The sequence below is a fragment of the Klebsiella sp. MISC125 genome (genome assembly GCF_051131775.1).
In the GTDB taxonomy this organism is placed as follows: Bacteria; Pseudomonadota; Gammaproteobacteria; order Enterobacterales; family Enterobacteriaceae; genus Klebsiella.
Genome location: NZ_CP180448.1, coordinates 5,499,709 through 5,518,192, shown reverse-complemented (window position 1 = coordinate 5,518,192; position 18,484 = coordinate 5,499,709). Strand labels below are relative to the sequence as shown.

14 protein-coding genes are annotated in these 18,484 nt (G+C 55.8%); 8 read left to right on the top strand and 6 right to left on the bottom strand.

From position 1 onward, the window contains the following. The first annotated feature begins 171 nt into the window (after window positions 1–171). Both lptF and lptG read left to right on the top strand, forming a co-directional pair. Window positions 172–1,269, top strand: coding sequence for an LPS export ABC transporter permease LptF (lptF, locus tag ACMYSL_RS25820; RefSeq protein WP_110276612.1), 1,098 nt, complete (start codon window positions 172–174; stop codon window positions 1,267–1,269). Next, window positions 1,269–2,351, top strand: a complete 1,083-nt coding sequence (lptG, locus tag ACMYSL_RS25815) for an LPS export ABC transporter permease LptG (protein WP_112216274.1) — start codon at window positions 1,269–1,271, stop codon at window positions 2,349–2,351. The genes lptF and lptG overlap by 1 nt, the downstream gene beginning before the upstream one ends. 41 nt (window positions 2,352–2,392) lie before the next feature. Here the strand turns inward: lptG and ACMYSL_RS25810 are convergent, their stop codons facing one another. Both ACMYSL_RS25810 and ACMYSL_RS25805 read right to left on the bottom strand, forming a co-directional pair. Then, window positions 2,393–3,895 (bottom strand): helicase HerA-like C-terminal domain-containing protein, encoded by a 1,503-nt coding sequence (locus tag ACMYSL_RS25810; RefSeq protein WP_434660399.1) that lies wholly within the window; start codon window positions 3,893–3,895, stop codon window positions 2,393–2,395. An 88-nt stretch (window positions 3,896–3,983) separates the two neighbouring features. Then, a complete protein-coding gene (locus tag ACMYSL_RS25805; RefSeq protein WP_434660398.1) occupies window positions 3,984–4,805 on the bottom strand; it encodes a TIM barrel protein in 822 nt (273 codons plus the stop codon). A gap of 359 nt (window positions 4,806–5,164) precedes the next feature. On the opposite strand from ACMYSL_RS25805, the gene ACMYSL_RS25800 reads away from it, so the two are divergent. Both ACMYSL_RS25800 and iolB read left to right on the top strand, forming a co-directional pair. After that, complete coding sequence (locus tag ACMYSL_RS25800) at window positions 5,165–6,670, top strand: CoA-acylating methylmalonate-semialdehyde dehydrogenase (RefSeq protein ID WP_182235917.1); 1,506 nt, start codon at window positions 5,165–5,167, stop codon at window positions 6,668–6,670. 18 nt (window positions 6,671–6,688) lie between these two features. Then, window positions 6,689–7,498 (top strand): 5-deoxy-glucuronate isomerase, encoded by an 810-nt coding sequence (gene iolB, locus ACMYSL_RS25795; protein WP_110276617.1) that lies wholly within the window; start codon window positions 6,689–6,691, stop codon window positions 7,496–7,498. Window positions 7,499–7,642: 144 nt separating this feature from the next. On the opposite strand, the gene ACMYSL_RS25790 is transcribed toward iolB, so the two are convergent. Next, a complete protein-coding gene (locus ACMYSL_RS25790) occupies window positions 7,643–8,500 on the bottom strand; it encodes a MurR/RpiR family transcriptional regulator (RefSeq protein ID WP_110276618.1) in 858 nt (285 codons plus the stop codon). Between the two features lie 151 nt (window positions 8,501–8,651). Then, window positions 8,652–10,565 (bottom strand): bifunctional 5-dehydro-2-deoxygluconokinase/5-dehydro-2-deoxyphosphogluconate aldolase, encoded by a 1,914-nt coding sequence (locus ACMYSL_RS25785; protein WP_110276619.1) that lies wholly within the window; start codon window positions 10,563–10,565, stop codon window positions 8,652–8,654. A 527-nt stretch (window positions 10,566–11,092) separates the two neighbouring features. Here ACMYSL_RS25785 and iolD point away from each other — a divergent pair. From iolD to iolE, 4 genes are read left to right on the top strand one after another with little or no spacing between them, the layout of a single operon-like run. Next, window positions 11,093–13,033, top strand: coding sequence for a 3D-(3,5/4)-trihydroxycyclohexane-1,2-dione acylhydrolase (decyclizing) (gene iolD / locus ACMYSL_RS25780; protein WP_142464504.1), 1,941 nt, complete (start codon window positions 11,093–11,095; stop codon window positions 13,031–13,033). A gap of 48 nt (window positions 13,034–13,081) precedes the next feature. Continuing rightward, window positions 13,082–14,095, top strand: a complete 1,014-nt coding sequence (locus tag ACMYSL_RS25775) for a Gfo/Idh/MocA family protein (RefSeq protein WP_110276621.1) — start codon at window positions 13,082–13,084, stop codon at window positions 14,093–14,095. A gap of 41 nt (window positions 14,096–14,136) precedes the next feature. Then, window positions 14,137–15,021 carry a sugar phosphate isomerase/epimerase family protein gene (locus tag ACMYSL_RS25770; protein ID WP_110276622.1) on the top strand — a complete coding sequence of 295 codons (885 nt, stop codon included), beginning with the start codon at window positions 14,137–14,139 and terminating at the stop codon, window positions 15,019–15,021. 25 nt (window positions 15,022–15,046) lie between these two features. Next, window positions 15,047–15,946, top strand: coding sequence for a myo-inosose-2 dehydratase (iolE, locus tag ACMYSL_RS25765; RefSeq protein ID WP_434660393.1), 900 nt, complete (start codon window positions 15,047–15,049; stop codon window positions 15,944–15,946). Window positions 15,947–16,105: 159 nt separating this feature from the next. On the opposite strand, the gene ACMYSL_RS25760 is transcribed toward iolE, so the two are convergent. Beyond that, complete coding sequence (locus tag ACMYSL_RS25760) at window positions 16,106–17,416, bottom strand: ABC transporter substrate-binding protein (protein WP_434660391.1); 1,311 nt, start codon at window positions 17,414–17,416, stop codon at window positions 16,106–16,108. After that, on the bottom strand, window positions 17,409–18,482 hold the full coding sequence (locus tag ACMYSL_RS25755) for an ABC transporter ATP-binding protein (RefSeq protein WP_434660389.1): 1,074 nt from the start codon (window positions 18,480–18,482) through the stop codon (window positions 17,409–17,411). Before ACMYSL_RS25755 ends, ACMYSL_RS25760 begins: the two co-directional genes overlap by 8 nt. Window positions 18,483–18,484 lie beyond the last annotated feature (2 nt).

The following is an 18,484-nucleotide window of genomic DNA, read 5'->3' as shown; positions in this document are numbered from 1 at the left end:
AATCTTAACGTTATTACGGCCTTGGTTCGTCAGAAAAGATCCTGATACGCAGAACCAGCAAGTCATTTAATCTTAGCGATGTTTTCGACGACCAAAGAGAATAAATGACGTTTAAGCCATGAAACAAGCTATTTTCCTGCAATAAAACGGGTTTTTACGGGCGTATTTATAGTGATAATCATAAGATATCTGGTTCGTGAGACGCTGAAAAGCCAGTTGGCGATCCTGTTCATCCTGCTACTCATTTTCTTTTGTCAGAAACTGGTCAGGATCCTCGGTGCCGCTGTTGATGGCGATATCCCGACAAATCTGGTGCTCTCGCTGTTAGGGCTGGGCGTACCTGAAATGGCGCAGCTCATTCTGCCCCTGAGTTTATTCCTCGGGCTGCTGATGACGCTGGGCAAACTGTATACCGAAAGTGAAATCACGGTGATGCACGCCTGCGGCCTGAGTAAGGCTGTTCTGGTGAAAGCCGCCATGATCCTCGCACTCTTTACCGGCATCGTCGCGGCAGTCAACGTGATGTGGGCCGGCCCCTGGTCATCTCGTCACCAGGATGAAGTACTGGCGGAGGCGAAAGCCAACCCCGGCATGGCGGCCCTGGCTCAGGGCCAGTTCCAGCAAGCCAGCGACGGTAGCGCGGTGCTGTTTATCGAAAACGTCAATGGCAACCGCTTCAACGATGTCTTCCTTGCGCAACTCAGGCCGAAAGGCAATGCCCGTCCATCGGTGGTGGTGGCGGATACCGGCGAGCTCTCATTGCGTAAAGACGGCTCGCAGGTGGTGACCATGAATCAGGGTACCCGCTTTGAAGGTACCGCGATGCTGCGCGACTTCCGCATTACCGATTTTAAAAATTATCAGGCAGTTGTCGGCCATCAGGCCGTCGCATCTGACCCTAATGATACCGAACAGATGGACATGCGCACCCTGTGGCGTACCGATACCGATCGTGCCCGCGCGGAGCTGCACTGGCGCTTCACCCTGGTGGCGACGGTATTCATTATGGCGCTGATGGTTGTACCGCTCAGCGTGGTCAACCCGCGTCAAGGGCGCGTGCTGTCGATGCTGCCGGCGATGCTGCTGTATCTGGTGTTCTTCCTGCTGCAAACGTCGATTAAATCAAGCGGCGGTAAAGGCAAAATGGACCCGATGCTCTGGATGTGGACGGTCAACCTGCTCTATTTCGCGCTGGCTGTGCTGTTGAACCTGTGGGATACGGTGCCGATGCGCCGCTTCCGTGCCCGTTTTAACAAAGGAGCGGCGTGATGCAGGCGTTTGGCGTACTTGACCGTTATATCGGTAAGACGATTTTCAACACCATCATGATGACGCTGTTCATGCTGGTCTCCCTCTCGGGCATTATCAAGTTTGTTGACCAGCTGAAAAAGGCCGGGCAGGGCAATTATGATGCGTTGGGGGCCGGGATCTACACGATTCTCAGCGTCCCAAAAGATATTCAAATCTTCTTCCCGATGGCGGCATTGCTTGGCGCACTACTGGGGCTGGGGATGTTGGCACAACGCAGCGAACTGGTGGTGATGCAGGCTTCCGGCTTTACTCGCTTGCAGGTGGCGCTGTCGGTGATGAAAACCGCTATCCCGCTGGTGCTGCTGACTATGGCAATGGGCGAGTGGGTTGCGCCACAGGGCGAGCAGATGGCGCGTAACTATCGTGCTCAGCAGATGTATGGCGGTTCGCTGCTTTCAACCCAGCAGGGGCTGTGGGCGAAAGATGGTCATAACTTTGTCTATATCGAACGGGTAAAAGGCAGCGATGAGCTGGGCGGCGTGAGCATTTACGCCTTTAACGACCAGCGTCGCTTGCAGTCTGTACGCTATGCCGCATCGGCGAAGTTTGATACCGAGAATAAGCTCTGGCGTCTGTCTCAGGTGGATGAGTCTAATCTCACCGACCCGAAACAGGTCACCGGTACGCAGATGGTCAGCGGGACCTGGAAAACCAATCTGACGCCGGACAAACTCGGCGTGGTGGCGCTGGACCCGGATGCGCTGTCGATCAGCGGCCTGCATAACTACGTCACCTATCTGAAGTCCAGCGGTCAGGACCCCGGTCGTTATCAGCTCAATATGTGGAGCAAGATCTTCCAGCCGCTGTCGGTGGCGGTGATGATGCTGATGGCGCTGTCGTTTATCTTTGGCCCGCTGCGTAGCGTGGCGATGGGCGTGAGGGTGGTAACCGGCATTAGCTTCGGTTTTATCTTCTACGTGCTGGACCAGATTTTCGGCCCGTTAACTCTGGTCTACGGCATTCCGCCGATAATCGGTGCGCTACTGCCGAGCGCCAGCTTCTTCCTGCTGAGCCTCTGGCTGATGATGCGCAAATCCTGATGTAACGCGCCCCCTTCCTGATGTAGAAAGGGGGCGTTTTTTTATCGTTTTCTCCCGCCGAGTAAGCTTCCCAGCATTCCCCTGACTATCTGATTCGTCACCTGACGCACCGCGCTTTTGGCTGCCGTTTGCACGATGCCATCGCGCTTACCGCCGCGTGGCCCGGTGGTGCCGAACAGAATGTCTTTTAACCCGCCGAGCAGGCCGTCGTCATCGCCGCTTTGCTGGCCTTTTGCGGGCGGTGACTGCTGCTGCTCCGTTGTGCTCTGAACGCCCTGTTGCAGCATTTCAAACGCCGATTCGCGGTCGATCTCTTCTTCGTATTTGCCATATAGCTCCGAGTGATTAATCAGCCCGTTGCGTTCATCGTCGGTGACCGGCCCCATACGTGAACAGGGGGCGATAACCATCGCGCGTTCGACCACTGAGGGGCTGCCTTTTTCATCGAGGAAGGAGATCAGCGCCTCCCCGGTACCCAGCTCCTGGATCGCCTGTTCGGTACTGAATGCCGGGTTGGCGCGCATGGTCTGTGCGGCAGTTTTTACCGCTTTTTGGTCTTTCGGCGTGAAGGCGCGCAGGGCGTGCTGCACGCGATTACCTAGTTGGCCGAGAACCGCATCGGGAATGTCCGCCGGGTTTTGTGAAACAAAATAGACCCCGACGGCTTTAGAACGAATCAGACGAATGACCTGCTCGATTTTATCCAGCAGTACCTGCGGCGCATCGTTAAACAGCAGATGCGCTTCATCAAAGAAAAAGACCAGTTTTGGCTTTTCCCGATCGCCGGCCTCCGGCAGCCGTTCATAAAGCTCGGAGAGCATCCACAGCAGGCTGGCGGCGTACAGCTTCGGCATCTGGTAGAGCTTCTCGGCGCTGAGGATATTAATCACCCCTTTACCGTTGGCATCGACTCGCATCCAGTCCTGAATATCGAGCATCGGTTCGCCAAAAAAGTGCTCTGCGCCCTGCTGCTCCAGAGTGAGCAGACCGCGCTGAATCGCCCCGACAGAAGCGCTGCTGATATTGCCGTACTGGTTCTGAAACGCTTTGGCATTGTCGCCAATATATTGGGTAATGGCGCGCAGATCTTTGAAGTCGAGCAGCAACAGACCACGATCGTCGGCGATGCGAAAGATAATATTCAGCACCCCGGACTGAACCTCGTTGAGGTTGAGCAGACGGGCCAGCAGCAGCGGTCCGAGGTCAGAAACCGTAGCGCGAACCGGATGACCCTTTTCGCCAAAGATGTCCCAGACCACTACCGGGTTAGCGTGCGGATGCCAGTCCGTCACGCCTATTTTCTCCAGCCGCGCCTGCAGTTTTTCCGAGCTTTGGCCTGATTCGGCAATACCGGTAAGGTCGCCTTTCACATCGGCCATAAACACCGGAACGCCAATTTCTGAGAAAGACTCCGCCAGCTTTTGCAGGGTGACGGTTTTACCGGTCCCGGTGGCGCCGGTAATCAGGCCGTGACGGTTGGCCATCGCGGGCAATAAATGCAGCTGTTTTTCCAGCGTGTGTGCAATCAGCAGAGGTGAACTCATGATCGATTTCTCCATTTATCCTGCTGCGAGTATAGGCAACCTGACCACAAATGGAGGGAGAAATCACACGCGCTGGCATTGACTCACTTCAGGCGCAGTGGCGCTGAATTAAGTCGATGCTCTGTTCTATTTCGCGGCGGATGTCGTCTTCGCTCCAGTTTGCCAGCTCAGGCGAGAAAGGTTCGAAGGCATACACGCCCTGGTAGCCGCGCGCTTCCAGATTCTTCACCTGCTCGCAGCTTTGCAGCCGATCCTTCGGCGTCAGCATGATGCGTTCGTTATCCGTGAGCGTCTCGCGGGGGCGGGTGTCCTCAACGCCGGAAAGATGTACCAGGCCAATCTCTGCCATATCTACCTGAGCGAACTCTTCATCAGCCTGAGGATAAAGATGGTGGTGGAAGGTATCGATCAGCAGCTTAAACGGCACGCGCGCATCGTGAATCAGCGTTTGTGCCTGCGCCGATGAACGCAGCGAACTTTGCGGGAAGCCGAGTGGTTCAACCAGGCCGTGAATACCGTAGAAGGCAAATAACGGCGCCAGATCGCGCAGGGCGTTGAGCGTCTCGCTCGCCGGAACCTCGGTGCCATCATTCAGCGGGCACAGCACCAGCGATTTCGCTCCAACGGCTTTCGCCTCTTTCAACAGCGACTCCGTCAGGCTGCGAACCTCTTCGGTGCGACAGTTGAAAGGGTAGACTGCGTTGATGGTGAGGATCTCAATATGGTAGCGATCCGCCAGTTCACGAACCTGCTGAGGGGTGAGATCGTCGGTCACTTTTCCGCTGGGAAGATCGTTACGTAGCTCGACCTTATTCAACCCCAGGCTGTTCACCAGGCGGAAGAAGGCTTCAATACTGAGTGAGGGGGCGATCTTGCGATTGATACAGAAACGCTGCTGTGCGATAGCCATTTGACTCTCCTGACACAAGATGGATCGGGTTCGTTCGATTGCCCCTTAGTCAAAACGTTTATTCCAAAATTAGCAATGAGTGAAATGGTGGTTTTTTGAGCCGACTCGCAAAATAGTTTGCTGGTGTGTTTTTATGACTTCTGTTTCCAGGACGCTCTACGTCTAATCTCTTTCAGTTGTGGTTTAGCCTGTAAGGCGACATTTTCTTACAAGAAAGTGCGACCACCATCACCAAAATAGAATTTCATTATACGCAAATATTGAAATATTAATTTCATTTTACTACGGTTATAGCACAGCAGATCCAGCAATGGGCCGTACTGCGTTGGCCCCGACACCCCATACTATGAGGCGAGAGCATGACTATCACAGGAAACTTTATTGGCGGGAAAACCGTTACCAGCGGCAGCAATAAGACGATGCCGGTATTCGACCCCGCAACGGGCAAAGTGGTCCGCGAAGTCACGTTATCGACCGCGCAGGAAGTTTCTGATGCCATTCAGGTTGCGCGTGATGCTTTCGAAAGCTGGTCGCGTACCACACCACTGCGCCGCGCCCGCGTGATGTTCAATTTTAAAATGCTGCTTGAACAGCATGCTGAAGAGCTGGCGGGGATTATCGTTAGTGAACACGGTAAAGTGTTCTCTGACGCTATGGGTGAACTGACTCGCGGTATGGAAGTCGTCGAGTTTGCTTGCGGCATTCCGCATCTGATTAAGGGCGAGTTCTCATCAGATGTAGGTACCGGAGTAGACTGTTACTCTCTGATGCAGCCGCTTGGCGTGGTGGCAGGGATCACACCATTTAACTTCCCGGCGATGGTGCCAATGTGGATGTTCCCGCTGGCGCTGGCCTGCGGAAATAGCTTTATCCTCAAGCCGCCGGCCCTGGCGCCTACTGCTGCGGTGCGCATGGCGGAACTGCTGAAGGAAGCGGGCCTGCCGGATGGCGTCTTTAACGTGGTGCACTGCAGCAATGAAGATGCCGAGCAGCTGTATAGGGACCCGCGTATTGCGGCGGTGAGCTTTGTCGGCTCTTCCGGCGTGGCAGAGCATATTTATAAAACGGCCAGCGCTTATGGTAAGCGGGTTCAGGCATTTGGCGCGGCGAAAAACCACGCTATCGTCATGCCGGACGCGGACCTTGATGCCACCGTCAATGCCATTATGGGCGGCGCATTTGGTTCCGCAGGCGAGCGCTGCATGGCGCTGCCGGTCGTCGTTGCTGTAGGCGATGAAACGGCAGATAAGCTGATTGCGCGCCTGACGCCGCTGGTGGAATCGCTGAAGGTCGGACCTGGCTGTATGCGCGGCAAAGAAGAGAACGAAATGGGGCCGGTTGTCTCCGACACTCATCAGAAAAAAGTGCTGGGCTATATCGATAAAGGCGCCAGTGAAGGGGCAACGCTGGTCGTCGACGGCCGTAAGCTGCGGGTTCCCGGGTTTGAAGAGGGTTACTACGTTGGCGGAACGCTGTTCGACCACGTGACGCCGGAGATGACTATCTGGCGTGAAGAGATCTTTGGGCCAGTGTTGGGTATTGTTCGCGTGGCGGATTACCACAGTGCGCTTGAGCTGGTGAACAGCCATGAATTCGGCAACGGCAGCGCCGTCTTTACCAGCAACGGCCACACCGCGCGCGAGTTTGTACATGATGTCCAGGCCGGAATGGTCGGGGTCAACGTCCCGGTTCCTGTTCCGATGGCCTTCCACAGTTTTGGCGGCTGGAAACGCTCCGTATTTGGTGCACTGAATGTGCATGGGCCGGATGGTGTGCGTTTCTATACTCGAATGAAAACCGCCACCGTCCGTTGGCCGCAAGGTCAGCAAACCGTATCTGAGTTCAGCATGCCGACGTTAGGTTAATCGGCGAAGGAGAACGCCATGTCTTTACTGGCTAAAGCAAAACAAGAAGGGCAAATCCAACATATCACCCCGCAGAGCGCGGGGTGGCGCTACGTTGGCTTTGATGCCTGGATGTTAAAAAAAGGGCAAACCATTACGCTGGAAAGCGGCGATCGCGAGCTGTGCCTGGTGCTGGTCGCCGGGCTGGCTTCGGTAAAAACCACGAAGGCTGATTTTCCGAATCTCGGTCAGCGTATGTCGCCGTTTGAGCGCACGCCGCCGTGGTCAGTCTATGTGCCGCCGCAGGATAAAGTTGAAGTGACGGCCGATTCCGATCTTGAGCTGGCCGTATGCAGCGCACCGGGTAAAGGCACGCTTCCCGCGCGGGTGATTTCCCCGCAGGATGTGGGTGTGGAGCACCGCGGAAAAGGGCGCAACCAGCGTCTGGTGCACAACATTCTGCCGGACAATGCGCAGGCGGACTGCCTGCTGGTGGTTGAGGTTTACACCGATGAGGGAGCCACCAGCTCATGGCCGTCGCATAAGCACGATACGGCGCTGCCGGGCCAGGAAACCCACCTGGAAGAGACCTATTACCACCGTTTCGATCCGCCGCAGGGTTTTGCGCTCCAGCGCGTTTACACCGATGACCGCAGCCTGGATGCCTGCATGGCCCCTTACAACCACGATGTGGTGATGGTGCCGCGAGGCTATCATCCGGTCGCCACCATCGCCGGTTATGACAGCTATTATCTGAACGTCATGGCCGGTCCGGACCGCAAGTGGTTGTTTACCTGGGAAGAGGATCACGCATGGATCAACAGCCCTGAGTATCCTCGCCACGATTGATATCTGTAGATGACAGTCGATGATAAAAAGGCCGGTTAGCGATGCTAACCGGCCTTAAATTTAGCCATTGTTGCCGGCCCGTGAAAATGAGGTTTGGTAGCCTGGGCAGGCGCAGCGCGCCGCCCCCGGGAAAAGGCAAAAAACCTAGGCCAGCTGTTTCGTTTCTGAATCTTTGCTGCTGTTTAGCGCCAGAGAAACCGCCAGCGTCTGAGCCAGACACAGCGATGCCACCTGCGAACGGAAACCATCAACCTGCGCCTCGCGCACCACAAAGCACACGTCGCTGAAGGCCGCCAGCGGGCTGACCTGACTGTCGGTAATCGCTATCTGCCGGGCTTTACGCTGAGCGCCGAGCTCAACCAGCTCAACCACTTCACGGGCATAAGGCGAGAAGCTCACTGCGACAACCACATCTTTCGGCCCTACCAGGCTTAACTGTTCGGTGAACATGCCGCCCAGGCCATCGATCAAAAACGCCTTACGATCCAGATGGCGCAGCGCGTAGGTCAGGTAGGAGGCGACGCTAAAGGAACGGCGCAGGCCGATAACATAGATATTTTCCGCTTCCGCCAGCAATGCTACCGCGCGCTGCAAATCGTCACCGGAGGTCTGCATCGCCAGCTGCTGTAGCGCCTGCGTATTAACCATCGTGAACATATTGAGGATTTCGGTCGGTGTTTCCGGCGGGGAAGAATCATCCGTCGTGGTCTGGCGGAACAGACGGGCACGCTCGGTGTAGTTAGCCGTCTCTTCCATCAGATGCTGCTTGAACATCTGCTTCATTTCGTTAAAGCCGCTGAAACCGAAGGCGTTAGCGAAGCGAATCAGCGTTGAAGGAGGAACGTCAGCTTGTTGCGCGATAGAGGCCACGGTGTCGAAAGCCACGCTATTACTGTTATCCAGAATATAACGGGCTACTTGTTTCAGGCGTTTGCTTAATGTGTCATAGCGACGCCTGATTTCATCCTGCAAGATGGTAAGTTGGGTCGGATTATTGGCCATAGATTGCGCTCTAAGAAAATAAAAGGAATATTATTTCCAGTGTATCAAATGAAGCGAATTTTTCATTTGTTGCAATGAAATACGCGATTCATTTCACGAAGATCCAGAAAAAAGCCCGCATCTTCGAGAGAAAATGCGGGCCGGGTCAGAATCAGCCGCGGGCTTCGCGCCAGTAGCCGATAAGCGTGAGGTAGTTACGTTTCACTTCATCAATCAGCGCATCGTCGCTGAGCTCTCCCTGCATCCAGCGGCGTGAAGGTTGGCCAAAGATGGTGCGACCGACGGCAAAGCCTTTGATCATCGGGTGCTTCGCGGCTTCGGCAAAACCAGCGCGCAGACGATCCGATGGCGCATCCAGACCGAGGATCAGGATCCCACGGCACCAGCGGTCTTCACGTTCGATCAGCTTGCTGATTTTCTCCCACTGAGCGCTCGATAGTGGCGGCAGCTTCCACCAGTCTGGCTGAATACCCAACTTATAGAAGTGCTCCAGCATATCGTGGTAATGACGCTCATCTTTATCCGGGCCGTTCTCCGGTAGGATAATTTCCAGCAGCAGTTCATGTCCGGACTTGTTGCATGCCTGCCAGACTTCCAGCAGCAGCGCATCCTGCTCGGCGCGCAGCTCAGCCGGGTCAGCCGGATGATAGAAGACCAGGCATTTCACCACGTGCTCCAGCGGCCAGTCGATCAGCTGGGAACCGATGTTGCCGTGTTCCAGGCGCAGCGGGCGCGAGCTCGGCATCTCAATCGGCCGACCGATCCACCAGCCCTTGCCGGTGATAGCATTCAGCGAGCTTTGACCGTAGGTACCGTCGGCGAGGATGCCGCTGCGTCCATCAAGACCGGCTTCTTTAGCTGCGCTTTCCGCGGCCGCCAACAGCAATAGCTTCAGCTGTGGGATGCAGGCGACATCGCGCCCGGTTTCCTGCGCCAGATCTGCCAACTGCTTGCGATGGTCAAAGGCGAAGATGCACAGCTCCGGCCATGCCTGACGGCGGCTGGTGACGCGATGGAGATGGTTGAGACGGTCGTCGATATCCGGGCGCGGAACGGATTCTGCCCGCGACAGGTAATCATCCAGCTCGACTTTGGTTGGCATTGCCGGCGCGCAGCCGTGGCGAGAGACGACCAGCGCACCGCAGGCGTTAGCGTAACGGCAGGCCTGCACCCAGCCTTCATCATTCAGCCAACCGCGCAGCAGGCCGGACATAAAGGCATCGCCAGCGCCCAGCACGTTGAGTACATCGACCCGCACGCCCTGCTGTAACGGTACGCTATCCCAGCTATCAGGAATGGCGCCTTCCAGCACCACGCAGCCCATCGGACCACGTTTGCAAACCAGCGTCGCTTTGGTGGCATTGCGCACGTTTTTCAGCGCCGTGAGAGTGTCGGTGCTGCCTCCGGCAATATGAAACTCTTCTTCTGTACCGACCACCAAATCGAACAGATGTAGCACTTCCTGAAGCTGGCTGGTCACCTGGCCTGATTCAACGAAACGCGTTTCACCATCGCCCAAGGAGGTGAGTCCCCACAGCACCGGACGATAATCGATATCCAGCGCGGTACGCAGGCCGTGGCGGCGAGCATATTCCAGCGCTTTCAGTACCGCTTCACGGGTATTCGCGTGCGAAAGGTGAGTGCCGGTAATCGCCAGCGCCCGGGAAGAGGCAATGTACTCTTCTTTAATATCGTCTGGCGCAAGAGCCATATCAGCGCAGTTATCGCGGTAAAAAATGAGCGGGAACGTCTCCTGATCTTTAATACCCAGCATCACTAACGCCGTCAGACGCTGCTCATCTGTTATTAAATATTCGGTATCGACGCCAGCACGGCTCAGCGTTTCACGTAAAAAACGCCCATTATGCTCATCGCCTACGCGAGCGAGCATTGCTGATTTCAATCCCTGAATGGCTGTGCCGAAGGCAACGTTGCCGGAAGAGCCGCCCAGGTATTTAGAAAAACTGGCAACATCTTCTAGCCTCGCGCCAATCTGCTGGGCATAGAGATCGACTGCCACCCGGCCAATACAGATGACGTCGAGTCGCTTTACTGCTGCATTCATAGCTAGGGTTTCCTTTTGCATTTCTGCTGTACGGAAGGGTCGGAATGCCGACAGCGTCTCCGAAAACAGCCTGAGGGTTATTGGTTACCCCTAGTTTGAGAAATAAATATTTCATTTGCAAACTAGATCGAAATTAAAAAACCAAAAATGTGAGGGATCTACCACTATGCCGCGCTGAGCCTCATTCTACTGTGGATCCTGTGCTGTGACTGAAGTTTGCGAGGGTATACGGGTATCGTGTTTCTTTATCTATGATTTTTAAAGGGATATTAAACGCGAAGCCCCGTTGGTCGGGCGTCACCCCATATGAATAATGGCAATGAAACGGGTGAAATGCATGGAGAGTTTGATCCCTCTCGCAAAATGAAATATTTTTTCTGTATTTCTATTTAATGAAAAAAATGTTTGCCTATAATCCAAAAGTATTCCAGTGACGTTAACGATTTCGCTCTGTCATCAGCCGTATTGTTGCACAGGGTCAAGGCGCTAACCCACACACAAATACTGAACAATAAGGATTGGGCAACATGGGCAAACTGAGACTGACAATGGCGCAGGCGCTGGTGAAGTTCCTGGATAACCAGTACCTGGAAGTTGATGGTGAAGAGCATAAATTCGTAAAAGGCATCTTTGCTATCTTTGGTCACGGCAACGTTCTGGGGCTGGGTCAGGCCCTGGAGCAAGACAGCGGTGAAATGCGGGTCTATCAGGGGCGTAACGAGCAAGGGATGGCGCATGCCGCAACCGGTTTTGCCAGACAGTCTCTGCGCCGTCAGATAATTGCCTGCACCTCTTCTATCGGCCCCGGCGCGGCGAACATGATTACCGCTGCTGCAACCGCTACCGCCAACCGTATCCCTCTGCTGCTGCTGCCAGGCGATGTGTTCGCCACTCGCCAGCCGGATCCTGTTTTACAGCAAATTGAACAGAGTCATGACCTGAGCATTACCACCAACGACGCGTTTCGTGCAGTGAGCAAATACTGGGATCGCATTACCCGCCCGGAACAGCTGATGAGCGCCTGCGTGAGCGCGATGCGCGTGCTGACCGACCCGGCGGAAACCGGCGCGGTGACGCTCTGCCTGCCGCAGGATGTCCAGGGGGAAGCCTGGGATTATCCAGAGTCCTTCTTCACCCGTCGCGTACATCGTCTTGACCGTCGCCCGGCCAGCGCCGCGCAGTTGGCGGATGCGGTTGCGGCGATTAAAGCCAGCCGTAAGCCGCTAATCGTCTGCGGCGGCGGGGTGAAATACTCCGGTGCAGGTGAGGCGTTGACCCGTTTTGCCGAGCGTTATGGCGTTCCATTTGCCGAAACCCAGGCCGGGAAGGGCAGCGTGGTCTCTTCGCATCCGTTTAACGTTGGCGGCGTCGGTGAAACCGGCTGCCTGGCGGCGAACCTGCTGGCGAAAGAGGCAGATTTAGTCATCGGCCTCGGCACGCGTTTCAGCGATTTCACCACCTCGTCGAAATGGATTTTCCAGCATCCGGGCGTGCGCTTCCTCAATATTAACGTCAGCAACTTCGATGCCTGGAAGCTCGATGGTATTCCGATGCTGGCGGATGCTCGTGAAGCCCTCGACGCCCTGGATGACGCCCTGTCCGGCGACACCTGGCAGGCCGCGTGGGGCGAGCAGATCGAAAGCGTACAGAGCCGCCAGTTGAAAGAGACTCAGCGCGTTTACCAGGCGGTGTGGCAGGAAAAATCTTTTGTACCGGAAATTGACGACCATCTGGATCGTGAGTCGGTGTATCGCGAATTCCGCCAGATAACCGACTCCACCCTGACGCAAAGCAGCGTTCTCGGCGTGTTAAATGAAACGCTACCGGCGGATGCAGTGATTGTGGCGGCGGCGGGAAGCCTGCCGGGAGACCTGCAGCGCGTCTGGCGTAACCGGGCAACCAACACTTATCACGTGGAATACGGCTATTCCTGCATGGGCTATGAAGTCAGCGCCGCGCTGGGTGTGAAGCTGGCGCAGCCGCAAAGTGAGGTCTATTCACTGGTCGGCGACGGCTCGTTCATGATGCTGCACTCCGAGCTGGTGACCTCCCTGCAGGAGCGCGCGAAGATCAACATCGTGCTGCTCGACAACATGGCTAACGGCTGCATTAACAACCTGCAAATGGAACATGGAATGGACAGCTTCGGCACCGAATTCCGCTTCCGCTGCGCCGAGTCTGGCCAGCTGCAGGGCGGCCTGGTACCGGTGGATTTCGCCACCGTCGCCTCCGGCTACGGCTGCAAAACCTGGCGCGTCACGACGCTGGATGAACTACGCCATGCGCTGGATGCCGCGCGCCGCGAAACCGTCAGCACCCTGATCGACATTAAAGTGCTGCCGAAAACCATGGTGCACAAATACGGCAGCTGGTGGAACGTCGGCGTCGCGCAGTCTGCGCTGTCCGAGCGGATCCGCAAAGTGGCCGAAATGATTAATGAAAAACGCGCTCAGGCGCGGGATTACTAAAACAGAACACAAACCCTGAACCCTACAAATCTCGGGAGAAAACCAACTATGTCACTCAAATTAGGTGTCATCGGTGCCGGCGCTATCGGTAAAGAACATATCCGCCGCTGCACTCAGGTATTACAGGGCGCTACGGTGGTAGCGGTTTCGGATATCAACGAAGAGAACGCGCGTGCTTCGGTCGCACTGCCGGGCGTACACGCAGAAGTGTACGCCGACGGTCATGACGTCATTAAAGCCAGCGATGTGGACGCCATTCTGGTCACTTCCTGGGACCCAACCCATGAAGAGTACACCCTGGCCGCTATCGCCGCCGGTAAGCCAGTGTTCTGCGAGAAGCCGCTGGCGATGAGCGCCGAAGGCTGCCGTCGTATTGTTGATGCGGAAATGAAAGCCGGTCGTCGTCTGGTGCAGGTTGGGTTTATGCGCCCTTATGACGAAGGCTATCTGGCGCTGAAAAAAGTGATCGATGACGGTGATATCGGCGCGCCGCTGATGCTGCGCTGTGCGCACCGTAACCAGTCAGTGGGCGAGAATTACACCACCGATATGGCGATAACAAACACCCTGATCCACGAACTAGACGTTCTGCGCTGGCTGCTGGATGACGACTATCTTTCGGTGCAGGTGCGCTTCCCGCGCTCGACCTCACACACTCACGCGCGCCTGAAAGACCCGCAGATTGTGTCGTTCGAAACCAAGAAAGGCACCCTGATCGATGTTGAAGTGTTTGTGAACTGCCAGTACGGCTATGACATCCAGTGTGAAGTGGTTGGGGAAACCGGTATTGCTCGCCTGCCTGAGCCGTCAGCGGTGCAGATGCGTAAATCCGCTAACCTGTCGACCGCCATTCTGGTCGACTGGAAAGACCGCTTTATCAAAGCCTATGACGTTGAATTGCAAGCCTTCATCAACGATGTTCAGGCAGGCCAGTTGCATGGCCCATCGGCCTGGGATGGCTATGCTGCATCCGTTGCCGCCGATGCCTGCATCAAGGCACAGGGTACCAGCGAGCCGGTAAAAGTGACGCTACCGGAGTGCCCGGCATTCTACAAAAGCTAAGCACGCTTTGCTGACGGAATTTCTTTGCACAGGTAACGACGATGAAAATTGCCTTTGATGTTGATGTAATTAAAGACCTCGGGGTCACCCGAATGGTTCACCAGGTGGCGGAGTGGGGCTACAAGTACATTGAGCAATCGCCGCATCCGCAGATTAACCCGTTTTACAAGCACCCGCGTGCCAGCCGGGAGATTATGGCTGAGTACAAGCAGGCGCTGCGTGAAACCGGCGTAGAGCTCTCTTCATTTATCTGCGTTTATCGCTGGTCCGGTCCGGATGAGCTGCGCCGTCAGGCGGCAGTGAAAAACTGGAAACGACTGATCGAAATTGCGGTTGAAATGGGTGTACAGGTGATCAACACCGAGTTCTCCGGCGATCCTAATCAGCCAGAGATTTGCGATGAGATGTTCTATCGCTCCATGGAAGAGCTATTGCCGATTTTCGAACGCGAAGGTATCCGCGTTGAAATCCAGGCGCATCCGTGGGACTTCTGTGAAGAGAACAACGAAACCGTCGATATTGTGAAGTCGTTCCGTAGCGATAACGTTAAGTACGTCTACAGCGTTCCGCATACCTTCTTCTATGACAAAGGTGTGGGTGACGTTGAGAAGATGCTGCGCTACGCGGGAAGCGATCTTTCTCATGTGCTGATTGCTGATACCCGCAACCATACAAAACATTGCCGCTATATCGTTAATCCGCCGGGAGTGGATGCCGTCGTTCACCAGCATGTGGGCGTCGGGGAAGGGGATGTCGATTTCGACGCGCTGTTCCGTACCTTGCGCGATATGAAATTTGCCGAGCAGACCTTCAAGGTCGGTGGTGAGCCGATTGTGGCTACCTCGCTGTTTGGCTACCCGGAAAAAATGAAATACCAGGCAGTGGAAACCCGTGAACTCATCGAACGTGAATTGCTGCGCCGATAAGGCGTAGCGGCAGGAGCCCCCTACTATGAACAAAGATAACGTGAAACTGGCTATCGCCCCGATTGGTTGGACTAACGACGACATGCCGGAGCTGGGCAGCGAGAATACTTTCCAGCAAATCGTCAGCGAAATGGCGCTGGCAGGCTTTACCGGTAGTGAAGTTGGCAGCAAATATCCACGCGATCCGGCGGTTCTCAAGCCGATGCTGGATATCCGCGGTATTCAGATTTGCAACGCCTGGTTTAGTACCTTTTTTGCCGACGGGCAGCGGGAAAAAACCATTGATGAATTCGTCAACCACATGAACTTCCTCCATGCGATGGGTGCAAAAGTGATTGGCTGTTCTGAGCAGAGCGGCAGCATCCAGGGTCTGGAAAAACCGATTCTTGGCAATGCGAAACCGTGCTTCAGCGAACAAGAGTGGCAGCAGGTTGCAGAAGGCTACAACACGCTTGGTCGCCTGGCGGCAGAAAAAGGCATGCAGGTCTGCCTGCACCACCATATGGGCACCGGCATCCAGACGACAGAAGAGATCGACAAGTTTATGTCGCTGGTGGATGACAAAGTCTTCCTGCTGTACGACACCGGCCACGCCTGGTATTCAGAAGGCGGCGAGGAGCCGATGCTGGCGATCCTGGAAAAATATCTGCCACGCATTAACCACGTGCACCTGAAAGATGTGCGTCCGCCGGTGATTGAGCAGGTGCGCCGCGAAGGGCTCTCTTTCCTTGATGGCGTGAAGAAAGGCACCTTCACCGTTCCGGGCGATGGCGTGATTGATTTTCGTCCGGTGTTCAAACTGCTGGACGAGCATGGCTACAAAGGCTGGATGGTGGTTGAGGCCGAGCAGGATCCGGCGCTGGCTAACCCATTCGAATACGCAGTAAAAGCACGTAAATATATCCGCGAAACGGCAGGAATCTAATCGTTGTTTCACTTACAGGCCATACCTCGTATGGCCTGCTTTTTTTCCTGTCTCACATCCTGAATCCTTTCGTAAATGCTCAACCGCGCTGATCCGAATAAGCTGCGCTGAACTGTCCCCTCTCCCCATCGGGGAGAGGGTTAGGGTGAGGGGAAAGACTTACTTCACTTCCGCCAGCGCGGTCTTATCCACATACGGCTTCATCAGCGCATCGGCCTCTTTCTGCGCTGCCTGCACGGCTGCTTCCGGGGTGACTTTTGCATCGTTCACCACTGCCGCCAGCTGGTTTTCCATCGCCTTACGCACGGCAACGGTCTCCCAGGTGGAGTACCACGGATGGGCATACTTCAGTTGCTCCAGGGCGATGGCCGCTCGCGGATCCTGCTGCAAATACGCCTTCATTTCCGGCGTATCGTAGGCGGCCTTGCGCGGCGAGAAGTAACCGGTAAAGCGGCTCCAGGCGCCGTTAACCTGCGGACTAACCAGATACGTCAGGAACTGATACGCCGCTTTCTTCTGCGCATCGTTGATGCCCTTAAAGCTCACCAGGCTGGCACCGCCGATTGGCACTGCTCGCTGCTCTTTGGCCGGTAGCATCGCCACGCCCAGCTCAAAATCTTTGCTGTTCTCGCGCATAAAGCCCAGCGCGCCGGTGCTCAGCATCGCCATCCCGACTTTGCCGGAGAAGAAGCTGGCGCTGATCTGTTTCGAATTCAGCACGCCGGAAGGCATTACCTTGTCTTTATAAACCAGGTTCTGCCAGAAGCGCAGGGCGCCGATGGTGGTCGGCGAGTTGTAATACACTTCGCCCGGATAATCTTCATTAAAGTATTTACCGCCGTTGGCGCGAACCAGCGCCGAGAAGATCCAGCCGCCGTAATCATCGTTAGTCGACGGCAGCATGATCCCCCACTGGCCTTTACTCTCGTCGGTCAGCTTTTTGGCGTCAGCCAGCAGCTCGGCCCAGGTCTGCGGCGGCTGTTTGATCCCGGCCTGATCGAACATCGTTTTGTTGTAATAAAGGATCGGCGTCGAGTTATGGAACGGGATCGCATAGGTGGTACCCATGACCTGGGCGTTTTTATGCATCGCAGGCCAGAACTCCTTCACCAGAAAATCTCCCGCTTTTTGATCGCCATACTGGAACAGTTCGTCCATCGGCAGGATCTCATCTTTCAGCGCCAGATCGGTGGTGAAGTTGGCGGACATAATCACCAGCGCAGGCGGCTGCCCGGCCTTCTGCGCGGATTCGGCTTTGATCTTGGTGGTGTCATAGTTGCCGGTAAAGATCCCACGCACTTCCACGTCCTGTTGCGACTCGTTGAATTGCTTAATGACGCGGGTCATCTCCATGGTCAGCTTGCCGTCCACCGGCGCTGGAAACATGAAATCGATCTTCTCTTTCGCCAGCGCCGCGCCGCTCAGGGCGAGGCTAAGGCTGACGGTGATGGTCGCCAAGGGCCTAAACATGGTCAATCTCCTGGAGTAAATTATGCTGTTTCTCAGCATGAAAAAGATGAATATCACCGGGCGAAAAGCCGAGGAGCAGTGAATCGCCTTTCTCCGGCACCGCGCCGCGATGGCGGCGGCTAAAGCGTAAAGTGCCGATGGGGGTGCTGACGTGGAGCAGATAATCCGCTCCCATCAGTTCTCGTTGCAGCACGGTGGCAGGCAGGCGCAAATGGCTCTCCTCCACGCGGTCGCTGATATGTTCCGGACGAATGCCTAACCATACCTGGGACTCTTCGCGGTAGCGCGGCGGCAGCGGATGATGCTGTTCGCCGAGCAGTACCTCGCCGTCAGCGCAGGGCAGTGAGAGCAGATTCATCGCCGGGGAGCCGATAAACCCGGCAACAAACAGATTGGCCGGGTTGGCGTAGAGATACTCCGGTCGCCCGACCTGCTGCACGAGGCCGCCGTTCATCACCACAATACGGTCGGCCATCGACATCGCTTCCGTCTGGTCGTGAGTCACATAGACGGTGCTGGTTTTGAGCTGCTGGTGGAGGTCCATAATGCTGTCGCGCACTTCGCTGCGCAGGCGGGCATCGAGGTTGGAGAGCGGCTCATCCATCAGGAACAGGCGCGGATTGCGCACAATCGCCCGCGCCATCGCTACCCGCTGCCGTTGGCCGCCGGAAAGTTTCGCCGGTTTGCGCTCCAGCAAGGTATCCAGTTGCAGCATTTGCGCGACTTTATCCACCCGCGGCTGCCAGCTGGTTTTCTCCTCTTTGCGCACCTTCATGCCGAAGGTGATGTTGTCGCGTACCGACAGATGCGGAAACAGGGCATAGTTCTGGAAGATCATCGCGAAATTGCGCTCTCTGGGCGACATTTCGGTGATGTTCTCATCATGCAGCCAGATCTCCCCCTCGCTGACCGGCTCCAGTCCGGCAAGCAGACGCAATAGCGTGCTTTTACCGCAGCCGGACGGGCCTACCAGCACCACGAATTCCCCGTCGTGAATATCCAGCGACAGGGCGCTGAGGGCCGGTTTACCGTCAAACTGTTTACTGATGTTTTGCAGACTAAGCATGG

Bases quoted from the DNA above. Each gene is read 5' to 3' on its own strand.
- lptG (WP_112216274.1), top strand. From the start codon at position 1,269: ATGCAGGCGTTTGGCGTACTTGACCGTTATATCGGTAAGACGATTTTC.
- ACMYSL_RS25810 (WP_434660399.1), bottom strand. From the start codon at position 3,895: ATGAGTTCACCTCTGCTGATTGCACACACGCTGGAAAAACAGCTGCAT.
- ACMYSL_RS25805 (WP_434660398.1), bottom strand. From the start codon at position 4,805: ATGGCTATCGCACAGCAGCGTTTCTGTATCAATCGCAAGATCGCCCCC.
- ACMYSL_RS25800 (WP_182235917.1), top strand. From the start codon at position 5,165: ATGACTATCACAGGAAACTTTATTGGCGGGAAAACCGTTACCAGCGGC.
- iolB (WP_110276617.1), top strand. From the start codon at position 6,689: ATGTCTTTACTGGCTAAAGCAAAACAAGAAGGGCAAATCCAACATATC.
- ACMYSL_RS25790 (WP_110276618.1), bottom strand. From the start codon at position 8,500: ATGGCCAATAATCCGACCCAACTTACCATCTTGCAGGATGAAATCAGG.
- ACMYSL_RS25785 (WP_110276619.1), bottom strand. From the start codon at position 10,565: ATGAATGCAGCAGTAAAGCGACTCGACGTCATCTGTATTGGCCGGGTG.
- iolD (WP_142464504.1), top strand. From the start codon at position 11,093: ATGGGCAAACTGAGACTGACAATGGCGCAGGCGCTGGTGAAGTTCCTG.
- ACMYSL_RS25775 (WP_110276621.1), top strand. From the start codon at position 13,082: ATGTCACTCAAATTAGGTGTCATCGGTGCCGGCGCTATCGGTAAAGAA.
- ACMYSL_RS25770 (WP_110276622.1), top strand. From the start codon at position 14,137: ATGAAAATTGCCTTTGATGTTGATGTAATTAAAGACCTCGGGGTCACC.
- iolE (WP_434660393.1), top strand. From the start codon at position 15,047: ATGAACAAAGATAACGTGAAACTGGCTATCGCCCCGATTGGTTGGACT.
- ACMYSL_RS25760 (WP_434660391.1), bottom strand. From the start codon at position 17,416: ATGTTTAGGCCCTTGGCGACCATCACCGTCAGCCTTAGCCTCGCCCTG.
- ACMYSL_RS25755 (WP_434660389.1), bottom strand. From the start codon at position 18,482: ATGCTTAGTCTGCAAAACATCAGTAAACAGTTTGACGGTAAACCGGCC.